Source organism: Pedobacter aquatilis (genome assembly GCF_030409415.1).
GTDB classification, from domain to species: domain Bacteria; phylum Bacteroidota; class Bacteroidia; order Sphingobacteriales; family Sphingobacteriaceae; genus Pedobacter; species Pedobacter aquatilis.
Genome location: NZ_JAUFPW010000036.1, coordinates 222,075 through 236,169, shown reverse-complemented (window position 1 = coordinate 236,169; position 14,095 = coordinate 222,075). Strand labels below are relative to the sequence as shown.

The 14,095-nt window shown below is 33.7% G+C and carries 14 protein-coding genes and 2 tRNA genes; 7 read left to right on the top strand and 9 right to left on the bottom strand.

Translation table 11 applies throughout. From position 1 onward, the window contains the following. Positions 1-6: 6 nt before the first annotated feature. The 5 genes from QWY86_RS19380 to QWY86_RS19360 all read right to left on the bottom strand — a co-directional run bounded on the left by QWY86_RS19380 (position 7) and on the right by QWY86_RS19360 (position 2,384). Positions 7-843, bottom strand: coding sequence for a GLPGLI family protein (locus tag QWY86_RS19380; protein ID WP_290244558.1), 837 nt, complete (start codon positions 841-843; stop codon positions 7-9). Positions 844-893: 50 nt separating this feature from the next. Further along, positions 894-1,211: a hypothetical protein gene (locus QWY86_RS19375; RefSeq protein ID WP_290244556.1), complete on the bottom strand. Its 318-nt coding sequence runs from the start codon at positions 1,209-1,211 to the stop codon at positions 894-896. Between the two features lie 363 nt (positions 1,212-1,574). After that, positions 1,575-1,658 (bottom strand) — tRNA-Leu (locus tag QWY86_RS19370). A gap of 68 nt (positions 1,659-1,726) precedes the next feature. After that, a tRNA-Gly gene (locus QWY86_RS19365) sits at positions 1,727-1,802 on the bottom strand. 93 nt (positions 1,803-1,895) lie between these two features. Further along, positions 1,896-2,384: a regulatory protein RecX gene (locus tag QWY86_RS19360; RefSeq protein WP_290244555.1), complete on the bottom strand. Its 489-nt coding sequence runs from the start codon at positions 2,382-2,384 to the stop codon at positions 1,896-1,898. Positions 2,385-2,445: 61 nt separating this feature from the next. On the opposite strand from QWY86_RS19360, the gene QWY86_RS19355 reads away from it, so the two are divergent. From QWY86_RS19355 to arsC, 3 genes are all read left to right on the top strand, one after another. Beyond that, positions 2,446-4,905 (top strand): bifunctional UDP-N-acetylmuramoyl-tripeptide:D-alanyl-D-alanine ligase/alanine racemase, encoded by a 2,460-nt coding sequence (locus QWY86_RS19355; RefSeq protein WP_290244554.1) that lies wholly within the window; start codon positions 2,446-2,448, stop codon positions 4,903-4,905. Positions 4,906-5,087: 182 nt separating this feature from the next. Then, positions 5,088-5,678, top strand: coding sequence for a DUF502 domain-containing protein (locus tag QWY86_RS19350; RefSeq protein WP_290244553.1), 591 nt, complete (start codon positions 5,088-5,090; stop codon positions 5,676-5,678). Positions 5,679-5,685: 7 nt separating this feature from the next. Continuing rightward, positions 5,686-6,030, top strand: a complete 345-nt coding sequence (arsC, locus tag QWY86_RS19345) for an arsenate reductase (glutaredoxin) (RefSeq protein WP_290244551.1) — start codon at positions 5,686-5,688, stop codon at positions 6,028-6,030. Between the two features lie 32 nt (positions 6,031-6,062). Here the strand turns inward: arsC and QWY86_RS19340 are convergent, their stop codons facing one another. The 3 genes from QWY86_RS19340 to QWY86_RS19330 all read right to left on the bottom strand — a co-directional run bounded on the left by QWY86_RS19340 (position 6,063) and on the right by QWY86_RS19330 (position 9,037). Further along, positions 6,063-6,557 carry a hypothetical protein gene (locus QWY86_RS19340; protein ID WP_290244550.1) on the bottom strand — a complete coding sequence of 165 codons (495 nt, stop codon included), beginning with the start codon at positions 6,555-6,557 and terminating at the stop codon, positions 6,063-6,065. 246 nt (positions 6,558-6,803) lie between these two features. Then, positions 6,804-7,511, bottom strand: coding sequence for an LOG family protein (locus QWY86_RS19335; RefSeq protein ID WP_290244548.1), 708 nt, complete (start codon positions 7,509-7,511; stop codon positions 6,804-6,806). Positions 7,512-7,528: 17 nt separating this feature from the next. Next, positions 7,529-9,037 (bottom strand): sodium:solute symporter, encoded by a 1,509-nt coding sequence (locus QWY86_RS19330; protein WP_290244546.1) that lies wholly within the window; start codon positions 9,035-9,037, stop codon positions 7,529-7,531. Positions 9,038-9,178: 141 nt separating this feature from the next. Between QWY86_RS19330 and recR the strand changes: the two genes are divergently transcribed. Together recR and QWY86_RS19320 are read left to right on the top strand one after the other, a co-directional pair. Next, positions 9,179-9,796: a recombination mediator RecR gene (gene recR / locus QWY86_RS19325; RefSeq protein WP_290244545.1), complete on the top strand. Its 618-nt coding sequence runs from the start codon at positions 9,179-9,181 to the stop codon at positions 9,794-9,796. A 135-nt stretch (positions 9,797-9,931) separates the two neighbouring features. Continuing rightward, positions 9,932-10,744, top strand: coding sequence for an SDR family oxidoreductase (locus QWY86_RS19320; RefSeq protein ID WP_290244543.1), 813 nt, complete (start codon positions 9,932-9,934; stop codon positions 10,742-10,744). A gap of 402 nt (positions 10,745-11,146) precedes the next feature. Here QWY86_RS19320 and QWY86_RS19315 read toward each other — a convergent pair whose 3' ends face one another. After that, positions 11,147-13,231 (bottom strand): HRDC domain-containing protein, encoded by a 2,085-nt coding sequence (locus QWY86_RS19315; RefSeq protein ID WP_290244542.1) that lies wholly within the window; start codon positions 13,229-13,231, stop codon positions 11,147-11,149. Positions 13,232-13,542: 311 nt separating this feature from the next. Between QWY86_RS19315 and QWY86_RS19310 the strand changes: the two genes are divergently transcribed. After that, entirely contained in the window at positions 13,543-13,776 is a 234-nt protein-coding gene (locus QWY86_RS19310) for a hypothetical protein (RefSeq protein WP_290244540.1), read from the top strand. Positions 13,777-13,865: 89 nt separating this feature from the next. Continuing rightward, positions 13,866-14,069, top strand: coding sequence for a hypothetical protein (locus QWY86_RS19305; protein WP_290244539.1), 204 nt, complete (start codon positions 13,866-13,868; stop codon positions 14,067-14,069). Positions 14,070-14,095: the final 26 nt, after the last annotated feature.

Here is a 14,095-nt window from a genome sequence, read left to right as displayed (position 1 = left end):
GCAAAATTATTTTATTAACTCAAGCGGAAAATTAACCTCAAACTTTTTTTTAGGTCCAACATCATTACTGTTAGCTAAAGTTACATTCTCAATTTTCATGTCTTCAGAACCGTATGGATCTAGATTAAGACTTTCATTAAATGCCTTTTCCATTCGATTATACTCTTCATGATTGGTAGAAATAACATCTTTGGGAGGTGTTAGATTTATTACTGATGGGAGCGAAGTACCAAAGGAAATCTTTGTGCAAGCGAAACTTATTCTGCCGCTTATATCTGTGGCTTCTAAAATTAATCCAGGCAAACCTTGTAATTTCCATGGGCCAAAACTTGCAGGTATATCAGTACTAAACCAAGCTGTATAGATTCTGCCACTATAAATTCCTGTAGCCTTTTGGCAGCTATAGCCTAAAATTGTTTTGGTTTCAATACCAATTTTCCAATCAATTTTTTGTAGAGGCTCAGTAATGAGATAATTGTTCTGCCTGAATTTTTTATTAACTAAAATATTCCTTTCATAAGAGTTAATGTAAATTTCATCAGCCGTTGTTTTGCGTAGAATCCCTAGGTCAATGCTGCTGTTGCCTAATTTCGTAGCATTTTGAACTTTCGAAATCTGAACAGAATCTTGAATGTATTTTGTATAACTTGTATATATGCTTTGATTTTTGTTAAAAGCTAATAAAAAATCTTCAGTCCATATACGGCCTATGTTTGTTGTATCACGTATGTGGAAGAAATGATATTCTGCAACTCCTGTCAATAGCTCCTGAGATTTTTTATATCTGAAAGAAAAACATATACAAGCAAGAATTACAAAGGTTAAAATTTTTAAATATCGCATAAGGTTTTTTTTAGTTTAGATAAGATTAAACCATCCTCTTGATTTAAAATTTATCTAGGAAAGCAACCTTGTGCATCCATAGTGCCTTGTGCAAATGTGTATGCTGTATACCAGAAATCTGCGTCATGTAACGAATTTCCGCCTGATACATACACTGTCATTTTTTTACCACAGCTATCGGTAAATGTAAAATTCATTTGTCTGCGGAATTGTCCCAATTCAATTTTTGCTGGATTTGACTCTACTTTTAAATTGTTAGGAACTGTTTTTTCTGTATTAATTACAGTTGGTTTTACTACAGTATTCTCATTAGCGTATGCTACAATACTAATTGTTGCGAATACGATTGCAATAAAAATTCTTTTCATTGTTAATAGATTAAAATTTGATACTTGATTAGTTTTTGTTTTTGGAGGATGGTTAAATCTTACTAATCGCTAATCTCTTATAAATAAATTTTCTAATAACGCATAACTATTATTTGCTTGCTGTTGATTATTATTTGCTTTGGCTACTTTATTATTTGTTTAAGGACTGGCTCTGTTTTGAAAGCCTTTAAGATTGTTTTTTTAAAGAAAATAGAACAAACAAATAATATTGCTTTGTTAGCTACTGAGATTTCAAACGGTTTAATGTAAAGGTTTAAGCAACTAATGAGATTTCTTTTTTGAAAAAAGGATCATAAAAAAAGCCATCATTTCTGATGGCTTTAGTTTCGATTTTTTTTTAAGTACTCGGGGCGGGAATCGAACCCGCACGCCTTTGAAAGCACAGGATTTTAAGTCCTGCGTGTCTACCAGTTCCACCACCCGAGCATTAGTCGATGCCGATAATTCGGAACGATTAACCTTTTAAAATAAATGCCTCCTGGTAAGAAGGCATTTGGAGCGAAAGACGAGATTCGAACTCGCGACCCCGACCTTGGCAAGGTCGTGCTCTACCAACTGAGCTACTTTCGCATTAACAAAACTGATACAGTGTTTCGTTTTGGTGATGCAAATATAGACAGATTTATATTTCTGTCAAGAGATTTTTTATTAAAAATTTAATATTTAGTTTAAATTGCTGGCTTTCAGCGCAAGTAAAATTAAATCATTTTCAAATCCTCTTCCTTGAAGATAGTTCATTAGCTTAATTTTTCTTTTTAGTGGATTAGATTCTGCAATTGTTCTGGCCTTTTTTATGGCTAAATTTTCCAAAGTTTGCATATAATCATCATCATCTAAACTATATAATGCTTTTTGTAAAATCCTATCGGGAACACCTTTTAATTTCAAACCTTGCTTAATTTTAATTCTTCCCCATTTTTTTATGTTAAATTTTCCTGAAGCATATTGCCTTGCAAAGCGTTCCTCGTTAAGAAAGTTGTTCGTTATTAGCTCAGATAAAATTTCTTCAAGTTCATCTCCTCTAATTCCCCATTCTACCAATTTATAACGAACTTCCTTTTGCGAACGTTCTTGATACACACAAAAATTTTCTGCTTTGGCTAATGCCTGTTTTTTATCTAATATTGCTCCCTCTTGTTTACCGCTTTTCATAATTATTTACTGAAATTCGTAAAAATAAAAACCATTATCACCTTTTTCTGAATTTAATATCATGCAGAATCCGATATATACAATTTCTACCATTGCCCAAATTTTAAATGCTAATGCGAAATTGCTTGATGAACAAACCGTTATCCAATATTTGATTTTAGATAGCCGCTCTGTTTCTGTTCCTGAAAATTCTTTGTTTTTTGCCTTGAAGTCTCATAGAAACGGACATGAATTTATTAAAGATGCTTACAGTAAAGGCATTCGAAATTTTGTGATAAGTGAAGAAAAATACGTTACTCAATACTCAGATTGTAATTTTATAATAGTTGCAGATGTTTTGAAATCGCTGCAAAAATTGGTTACCACACATCGTAATCATTTTGATTTAAAAACAATTGGCATAACAGGAAGCAACGGCAAAACAATTGTTAAAGAATGGTTGTATCAACTTTTAGCAGCTAATTATAATATTGTTCGGAGTCCTAAAAGCTACAATTCTCAGATTGGTGTTCCACTTTCTGTTTGGCAAATTAATACCGATAATACCCTGGGAATATTTGAAGCTGGTATCTCAGCAGAAAATGAAATGGAAATTATTGAAGAAATAATTAAACCTCAAATTGGAATTCTAACCAATATTGGCGAAGCACATGCTGAAGGTTTTAGCTCCAAAAGAGAAAAATTAACTGAAAAATTAAAGCTTTTTAAAAATTCTGAATTATTTATCTATTCACCAGATTATGTAAGTGAGGTACATTTTAAAGATTTACCTGGTAAAAAACACTTTACGTGGAGTAGTAACCAAGGTGCTGATTTACGCATTATCGCAGTTGAGGCTATGGAAAATAATTGTTACCTCAAGGCTATTTATCAAGACCATGAAATTGAATGTATGTTGCCTTTTAGTGATAAGGCTTCAATAGAAAATGGTATTATTTGCTGGGCAACTTTGCTTGCATTGGGTTATTCAGCAGAACAAGCAGATTCCAGATTGGAAAAACTGAGTCATGTTAGTATGCGTTTGGAACTCAAAAATGGTATTAATCAATGTTCTATAATTGATGATTCTTACAGCGCAGATATTTCATCTTTAGCAATTGCGTTAGATTTTTTGAACCAGCAAAATCAACATCCAAAGAAAACAGTAATCTTATCTGAATTATTTGAAACCGGTAAAGATGATTCAGAATTGTATGCCGAAATTGCGGAATTACTTTTACAAAAAAAGGTTAATCGATTAATCGCTATCGGACAAAATATAAAAAAAAATGGCAAACTATTTAAGTTAGAAACTCAGTTTTTCGAAAATACAAATGCATTTATTGAGGCATTTCCAGGTTTACAATTTAACCACGAAACGATATTAGTTAAAGGAGCAAGACGATTTGAATTTGGTAGGATTAGCAAACTGCTAACGCAGAAAATACATGATACTGTTTTAGAGGTTGATTTAAATGCACTAGTTGGAAATCTACAATTTTATCGCTCTAAAATTACCTCTGGTGTTAAAATAATGGCAATGGTTAAGGCTTTTTCTTATGGTAGCGGAAGTTTCGAAATTGCAAATTTACTTCAGTTTCACAAAGTAGATTATTTAGCTGTGGCTTATGCAGATGAAGGCATCGCTTTGCGTAAAGCTGGAATAACTTTGCCAATAATGGTAATGAGCCCTGAAGTTTCTGCATTTGAAGCCATTATTAAGCACAACCTCGAACCCGAAATTTACAGTTTAGAAATATTGAATAGTTTTTTGAATGTACTTTCTGATTACGACTTCAACTATCCCGTACATATTAAAATTGATAGTGGAATGCATCGTTTGGGTTTTGATAGCTCTGAAATTGAAGAACTATCTAAAATACTGGAAGATTCGCAACGCATTAAAGTTCAGAGTATATTCTCTCATTTGGTGGCAAGCGGAGAGGCAGAGCACGATGATTTTACTCAACAGCAAATTGATAAATTTAATGTAATTGCAAATAATTTGATTGAAATTATAGGTTATAAACCGTTATTGCATATGGTTAATACTTCAGGCATTAGTCGCTGGCCAAACGCTCAAATGGATATGGTACGTTTAGGAATAGGTTTATATGGTTTTGATGCTGCTTTGCTCGATAATAGGGGTTTACAAACTACTATGGTATTAAAAACAACTATAACACAAATTAAAACATTAAATGCAGGTGAAACAGTTGGTTACAGTAGAAAAGGTATTTTGCCCGTTGGAGGAAAAATAGCTACCGTTAAAATTGGCTACGCGGATGGTTACAATCGTGCTTTTGGAAATGGTGTTGGTAAAATGCTCGTTAATGGGAAGCTTGTGCCAACAATTGGTTCGATTTGTATGGATATGACGATGCTTGATATTACTGGCTTGGATGTCAAGGCTGGAGACGAAGCCATTGTTTTTAACCAACAGCACAGCATAATGGAACTTGCCAAACAAATTGGTACAATACCTTACGAGATTTTAACAAATATTTCTCAGCGGGTTAAAAGGGTTTATTTTTATGAATAGTTGGTTTAATAGTTCATTAGTTCATTTGTTCAATGAGAAATTAGTTTGGGTGCTGATAGACTTTGCTAACCAATGAACTAATGACAAATGAACTTTGTTAAACGACAAGCCAACAAATGCACTAATGACAAATGAACCATTGAACAAATAAATTATTGAACATTTTTAAATAAGTTTGCAGCATGAATAAAGTCGGGAAAGCTATTTTAAACTATTTAATTAAAGGTTTATTAATTGTTGTACCCATTGCTGTGAGTATTTTCATTGTATTTTGGGCAGTTACAACGGTTGATAGCTGGCTAAACGTAAATAATATTCTGGGTGTAAATCCACGTACTGGAGAAAGCAGAAACATACCTGGTTTAGGTTTACTTACCGTTTTAACTATTATTTTACTCGCCGGAATTTTTGTAACCAATCTGGTAACAGAACCAATGTACAATTGGTTTCACAGAATGATGCATCGCTTACCTTTGCTAAATTTCATCTATTCTTCCATAAAAGATTTAACTGAAGCTTTTGTAGGAGATGAAAAGAAATTCAATCACCCTGTTATTGTAGAAGTTGAAGGAGGTTTGAAAAAAATCGGTTTTTTAACGCAAAATGATTTGCATAGACTTGGTTTGGCTGATGATGTTGCTGTATATTTTCCGCTATCTTATTCATTTGCCGGGCAGCTTTGTATTGTAAACAGAGAAAAGGTTAAAGATTTAAATATGACTGCTGCTGATGCTATGAAATTAGTAGTTAGTGGCGGTGTAAGTGGTTTATAGTTAAGGAATGATTCAGATTTATCACAATAACAGATGCACAAAAAGCCGCCAGGCTTTGCAAGAATTGGAAAATAGTGGCAAACCCTTTGAAGTGATTTATTACTTAGATACGCCTCCAAGCAAAGCTAAATTAGAAGAATTGATTTCAATACTCAATATAAAACCTTCGGAATTGATTCGCAAAAGCGAGAAAATTTTTATCGGAAATTATAAAGGCAAAAACCTAACTGATGATGAATGGATTGATGCTATGGTTGAAAATCCAATTCTTATCGAAAGACCAATCATAGTTTCTGGAGATAAAGCTGTAATTGCCAGACCAATTGAACGAATTAAAGAGATTTTAAGTTAGGATTTGCTTTGAGTTAAAGCTTCTACAATCCATTAAAATATACTCCTTACACTCGACATAAAAATTACGAAAAGAATTAAGGCATATAGAATCCTTGAGTAATATTCGCGGATAAATAGCCCTGTGAAGAGCAATAAATCATCATCAATATTACTGTGAATTAACCCACTATTTGTGGTAGAGTTAAAAATAACCTGTTTATCAAGATGGTTGTTAATACTCCACCTACTTAACCAACTATTTTGGAAACTCCAGTCAAATTGTTCACCAGTAGGGAAAGAAATTTTAGCTTTAAAGGCAAACCAATCGTAACGTATTAATGCCAAAACTTCATTCTTATTGTTAAGTATTTTTGTTTCCGGAATAGAATATCCATCACTTTTTAATAAGAAAATTCCTTTTTCCGTAGTTGCAATTGCCGAATTTTTTAATGAACTAAAATTTAGCGAAAATTTTAAAGTCGCATGCTCATATACCTGATAATTGCTATCAAATAATCCTTTTCTCCAATTTAACATTTTCTCCATTAACAACAGATTTTTCTTATGACTATCCAATAAACCAATCGTTACAGATAATGTTTAAATAAAAAAAAGTGCTTGGGGTAACAAGCACTTTTTTACTTAATGATTAACTTTTAAAGTATGAATGATTGAATTTTCTATTCCGTCACCCTGAATTTATTTCAGGGTCTCCTCTAGTATAAGATGCTGAATTAAATTCAGCATGACGAATTAAGAAGCTAGTATCCCGAAAATTTTACTAATCCTACTCTAGAAGTTAGGTTTTAGAACATATTTATCATAGAATCTAAAAATGTGTTCTGCTGCTTCTTCAGCGGTATCAACCAATCTGAATAGGTTTAAATCTTCTTCGTGGATGTTATGTTCTTTTTCGAGCATCGTACCTTTAATCCAGTCGATTAATCCACCCCAATAATCCTTACCAATTAATACAATAGGGAAACGGGCAATTTTACCGGTTTGGATTAAAGTTAAGGCCTCGAAAAGTTCATCCATTGTGCCGAAGCCACCAGGTAAAACAATAAATCCTTGGCTGTATTTCATAAACATTACTTTACGTACAAAGAAATAATCAAACTCTAATAATTTATTATGGTCGATGTATTTATTGTGAAATTGCTCAAATGGCAATTCGATATTTAAACCAACTGATTTACCACCATTTGTATGTGCGCCTTTGTTACCAGCTTCCATAATACCTGGTCCGCCACCAGTAATTACACCATAACCACGGTCGGTTAGTAATTTACCGCATTGCTCAGCTAATTGATAATATCTATTTGTTTCTGCAGTACGGGCAGAACCGTAAATGGTTACGCATGGGCCAATTTTTGCTAATTTCTCAAAACCATCAACAAACTCAGCCATTATTTTAAAAATTTGCCAAGAATCTGTTACTTTAATTTCTTGCCAATCTTTATTTTCAAAGGCACTTCTAATTTTTTCTTCACTCGTCATATAAAAGTATTCTAATATTAAAATCTGGTTTGTGCATCAGTTTTTTTGCTGATGAAAAGCAAACCTATAAATGTAATTAAGCCATTAACTAAAATAAGCTCAACACTAAATACGTACCCACCCAATAATTGGGTTGAGTATGTTGAAAGCAAGTAACATAAAAAAGGCGATAAAATGCAAACTATCGGTACTAATTTATCATGTAAACCTCGTTTTTTTACAAACAATCCAAAACTATAAAGCCCAAGAAGTGGTCCGTATGTGTAAGATGCAATGGTGAAAATCAAACTTACAACCGATGAACTATTTAATGCGTTAATCACAATAATTACCAAAAACATCAAAATAGAAAAAGCGATGTGAACGGTATGACGTTTTTTAACTGCATCTTTAGCATCAATATTTTCTTTTTTCGCCATGCCTAAAAAATCTACGCAAAACGATGTTGTCAAGGCAGTAAGTGCAGAATCTGTAGTGGCGAATGTTGCAGCAGTTAAGCCCAACATAAATATAATTGCAGGTACAGCACCAAGGTTATTTAATGCAATTTCAGGAAATAGTAAATCCGTTCTTGGTTTTCCAGTTGCGTGATCTAATGGAATGTCGATTCCATTTTTAGCTGCATAAATATATAGTAGAGCGCCAACACTTAAGAAAAATACATTCAGAATTACAAATACGCCGGTAAAAGTAAACATGTTTTTTTGAGCTTCTTTTATTGTGCTCATACTCAGGTTTTTCTGCATTAAATCTTGGTCTAAACCAGTCATTGCAATGGTTACGAAAATCCCTCCAATAAACTGTTTGCTGAAATACCATTTATTGGTTAAAAAATCATCTAAAAAGAAAATTTTCGAATAACTGCTACTTTTTATGGTTTCAAAAGCTTGAGGGATACTGAAATCTAAACTGTTGCAAATGAAGTAAATCGTTAAAAAAACAGATAGAACCAGGAAAAATGTTTGTAAAGTATCGGTAATAATAATTGTTTTTAAACCGCCTTTAAAGGTGTAAGACCAAATCAGTGCCAGTGAAATTAATACCGTTAGCCAAAATGGAATGCCATAATTATCGAAGATAAAGCGTTGTAAAACAATTACTACCAAATACAATCTTGTAGCAGAACCTAGTGTACGGCTCAGTAAAAATATAGATGCTGCGGTTTTATAACTGTAATGCCCCAAGCGTTTTTCTATGTAGCTGTAAATTGAGGTTAAATTCATTCGATAATACAGCGGAAGTAACACAGTACATATTATAATAAAGCCAACTGCGTTACCTAAAACGAACTGAAAATATTGAAATTGATTACCTGCGGGTGCACCAACTTCTCCAGGAACGGAAATAAAAGTTACGCCCGAAAGTGCTGTTCCAATCATCCCAAAGGCAACTAAATACCATTTCGAATTTCTATTGGCAACAAAAAAGGAGTTATTATCGGATGAATCTTTTGAGGTAACGAATGAGATTATAATTAGCAGTAAAAAGTAGCCGATTAGGAAACAAAGTAGAATGGTTGGTGACATAATTTGGTTTTAAGCTGATAAATGTAAGAAATTAATATTAGTTGTATGGTTGGTTAGATTGTTAGTTTTTTCGTTCCCACACAAAATAACTAAAAACCCAAAGCACTAAAAAACCAAATAACAATTTCATATTTTTGTACCATGAATTTTTCATCCAAACTGCTGGAAGATGCGGTAAACGAATTTTCGAAATTACCTGGTGTGGGGCAGAAAACAGCTTTGAGATTGGTTTTACATCTGTTAAATAAAGAACAGGAAGAGGTAAATCAGTTTGGAAATACAATAATTAAACTAAAGCAGCAAATTAAAAACTGCAGCATCTGCTATAATATCTCAGACCACACTATTTGCGAAATTTGTACTTCGCACAAGCGTGATAAAGAAACGATTTGCGTTGTGGAAGATACCCGTGATGTTATGGCTATCGAAAATACAGGTCAATATTTTGGAGTTTACCACGTTTTAGGCGGCTTAATATCTCCTATGGATGGAATTGGTCCGGCAGATTTATACATTGATAGTTTGGTTCATCGCGTTGCTGCAGGAGGAATTACTGAAATCATTTTGGCGCTAAGCCCAAACATGGAAGGTGATACAACGCTATTTTATCTTTACAAACGTTTAAAGGAATTTAATGTTCCGGTTACAACAATTGCCAGAGGAATTGCTTTTGGTGGCGAGTTAGAATATACCGATGAAATTACCCTCGGACGTTCGATTATCACTCGTGTACCATATGAAACTGCGATGATGAAGTAGTTTTAAAGTCTGAGGTCGGGTGTCCGAAGATTAAAAAGCTAATAAATAATCATCAACATAATAATAATACTTAGTATCCACATGTCTTGATACTTGATACTAAATATTTGATACTACATACTTGCTAATAACTAAATGAAAGATAAAGTAATCATAATAACTGGTGCATCTAGCGGAATTGGAAAAGCTTGTGCAGAAGAATTTGCTAAACGCGGTGCAAATTTGGTTTTGGCTGCCCGTCAATACGTTACGCTTTGTGAAATAACGGCTGATTTAGAAAAAAAATACGGTATCAGAGCAGTTGCGGTTCAGGCTGATGTAAGTAAAGAAGCTGATTGTGAGTTGATTATTAAACAAACGCTAGTTTCATTTAGTAAGATTGATATTTTGGTTAATAATGCCGGTTTATCTATGCGTGCTTTATTTAACGATTTAGATTTATCAGTACTTAAAAATTTGATGGATGTAAACTTTTGGGGAACGGTTTATTGTACAAAATATGCTTTGCCCGAGATTTTAAAAACCAAAGGAACTATTGTTGGGGTTTCATCAATTGCAGGTTTCAGGGGTTTACCGGGCAGAACTGGTTATTCTGCATCGAAATTTGCAATGAATGGTTTTATAGAATCTTTACGTACAGAGCTTTTAAAAACAGGCGTAAATGTTTTGTTAGCTTGTCCGGGTTTTACAGCCTCAAATATTCGCGTTACAGCGTTAGCTAAAGATGGCGCTGCACATGGTGAAACCAGTATGGATGAAGGCAAAATGATGACATCTGAAGAGGTGGCAAGCATTATTGCTGATGGAATTGAACAACGTAAACGTACATTAATAATGACTGGCCAAGGAAAATTAGCTGTTTGGATGAATAAGCTTTTTCCGGCATTTGTAGATAAAAAGGTTTTTGATTTGTTTGCGAAGGAAAAAAATCCTTTGATAAAAGCATAGAAATATACTTTTTCCGTCATTGCGAGGCACGAAGCAATATTAATGCGATTGATAACAAACTTATAGTTGCAAGATTGCTTCGTGCCTCGCAATGACGATTGAGTTAGGCCTTTGTATCTATTTGAACACGGTTTGACTTTCTTGCAAAAGCCTAGATAAAATAGCCCCGACATAGCGTAAAGCCCGGAATGTAGCGTAGCGAAATGAGGACTTGAAGCGGTGGCGGGAGTATTGTAACCGATGAGCACAGGTTTTGCGCTTTTAAAAAGGAAAATTGTTTTTAACCTCAAAATAATTAATAGGCATAAAGCAATCTGATGATAAAGATTGCTTTTCCGAAGTATCAAAACAAGCTATGCCTTGAAATGACGCGTCTACTAAACTGAATCAGTTATATCCGTTTTAAAACAATTCAGAGGTTCCTAAATAACCATTAACCAATTTCAAAATATCTTTACCAATTTCTACTGCGTTACCAACGCCAATGCCTTTTATTGCAGCAAGTTGTTCAGTAGTTTTGGGTAATTTGGCGGCAACGGTTTGCAAAGTTTGCTCAGACAGCACATTATGTTCCGGTACATTTCTTCGTTCGCTTATCTTTTTCCTTAAAAAGATAAGTTCGTTATAGAGTTGCTGATTAACAATTTCTTTAGGTTGCTCTATTACTTTTTTAACTCTTCCGGTTTGAATAGGCTCATAATTGCTACCTGCCTTATGGTAAGCTTTGGCAAATTCATCCGCAGAAAAATTACTCCATGAGATTTTGAAGAGTGCTGATTTTACATTCAAATCGTTAATTAAATCGCTAATGCGAGCTAATATTTTCTCGGCTCTCTCATCCCGATAAACGTTCATGTCGTTAAACTTGTCTGCAAAATCGAGTACAGATTTCAATTTTGGGATAAAATAAAGCGAAGCTTTCGATAACCTATCAATCAAAGCAGAATTCTGTACAACAGGGCTTAATTTTGAAAACTCAGCCAATTCTTTTTTGATAAATCTATCTCCAATTGCAATAATCTCACTTTCTAAAGGTTTAGCTATCTGCTCGATAATATCATGAAATACGGTGTTTTCATGGTTATTCGGAAAGTAAGATTTTTTTAACAAAAGCCAGTTTTTTGCCAAAGCGCTAAAATCGAGTAAATCATGTATCAGATTCCACTCATAATTTATTGATGATTGCGCTAAAGTTTCTACACTAGGTTTGGTTAGAACGGCATTGTTAGTAAAACGGATTACCTTATCATCAGTAATAATATTTTCTTGTTTTAGGGGCGATTTTAAAATAAGTCCCTCCAAGCTTCTGCAACGACTTAAAGCCACGTAAGCTTGCCCATGGGTAAAGGATGAACTTACATCAACAATAGCTTTATCAAAAGTTAATCCCTGACTTTTATGAACCGTAATTGCCCAAGCCAATTTAAACGGAAATTGCGTAAATGAACCTGTATTTACTTCACTGATTTTATTCTCACCATCGAGATTATACTTTACATTCTGCCATTCCTCTCTATCAATTTCAAGCTCCACACTATCATTATCGAAAACAACCTTAATCGTATCGCCATCTATTGCCTTAACAATCGCGGCTTTTCCATTATAATATAATTTTTTGCCAGAAGAATCATTTTTGATGAACATTACCCTTGCACCAATTTTAAGTTCTAAAACTTCATCAACAGGATAAGCATCTTTGGGGAAATCGCCGGTTACTTTTGCCGTAAATTGGAAGGTTTCGCCATCTAACTTCTCAAGATACTCCTGATTAATTTGTGTTACCTGATTGTTGTGTGTGGTAAGCGTTATGTATTCTTCCTTGCGGATATCGGTTAGATTTTCATCATAACGCTCATTAAGCTTTGTTAACAATTCATCATTTAAAGTATTTTCCCTTATTCCATTTAATATATCAAGAAACGTTGGGTCTGATTGACGGTAAACTTTATCAAGCTGAAAAGTAATCAGTTGGGTTGAAAGTATCGCTCTGCTATCAAAAAAATACGGACTAGAATAATAATTTTTTAAAATATGCCAAGCGTCGTGAGCAATGGGAGAAAGTTGATAAAGGTCGCCAATCATTAAAACCTGCACACCACCAAATGGTCTGTTAATGGCTTTTGTTTTGCGCAAAGCGATGTCAATATAATCAAGCACATCTGCACGAACCATACTAATTTCATCAATTATTAATAGTTCTAAACATTTAAGGAGTTTTATTTTCTCTACAGAATATCGTACATCATCACTGGTTTCCATATCCGGAATAATTGGACCGAAAGGAATTTGGAAAAAGGAGTGAAGCGTAACACCACCAGCATTTATAGCTGCAACTGCTGTTGGCGCAACAATTGCGTAATTTTTATCGGTAGTTTCCTTTATGTATTTAAGTAAAGTGGTTTTCCCCGTACCAGCTTTACCAGTTAAAAAAATAGGTTGGTTTGTACTTTTAAGGAAATCTAAAATAAGCTGATGTTGATGTGCCAATATATTCTGATGATTAAGTTAACGCTGGAAACATGCGCACAATGCCAAAAATACAATGTTTCTGTGATTTCTGCTAATAATGTTAGTATTTATTAAATGTACCTACGCCCGCGAAAACGCTCCAGATTATAAAATATTGCGAAAGAAGGAACAACTAAACCGTTTAATGTATTCTGCTGAGTTGTTGCTAATCAGCCTTTTGCGAAAACCTAAATGAAGTTTACATCGTTTCTATATTAACATTGCGCAAGTGATGCAGGGTTAGCCGAAAACCTCAAATAGAGTAGGCATTATTAAAATTAGAAAACGTTATGAAACTTCAAGAGTTAAATTTAAACGAAATGAAAGAAATCAACGGTGGTGGTTTATTAGGTGGTAATGATTCAGCAAATTCAGGTGGATTATTAGGTTCAATTGGAATTGGTAATTTATTATCATTCTCTAACGAAACCCAAGACGGAGATGAATCGAGTAAAACCTCGTTCTCTTTAGGGAATAACATTGGTGGAAGCTTACAAGGATTATTCCAAAGCCTAACCAGCTAATTTGAATTAAAACCTCAATTATAAAAAGGTCCTGATATTTCAGGACCTTTTTTTGGATTCAAAAGTGAACAAAAGTAAAACTTCGAATTATGAAAAATTTATCAAATGCAGAATTACTCGAAATAAATGGTGGTGATAATTCCTATAATTCAGGGATATCTGCAAGCAGTTCTACTGAAAATTTATTAGCGCTAAAATTCGAGCGCTCTTATGGCAGTCATCACAACGTTACAGAAATATCAATTGGTAACGATATCAATCTCGATTCATCATTTTATGGATTTGGAAAATGATTATAACTTAATTATTTATAATTAAA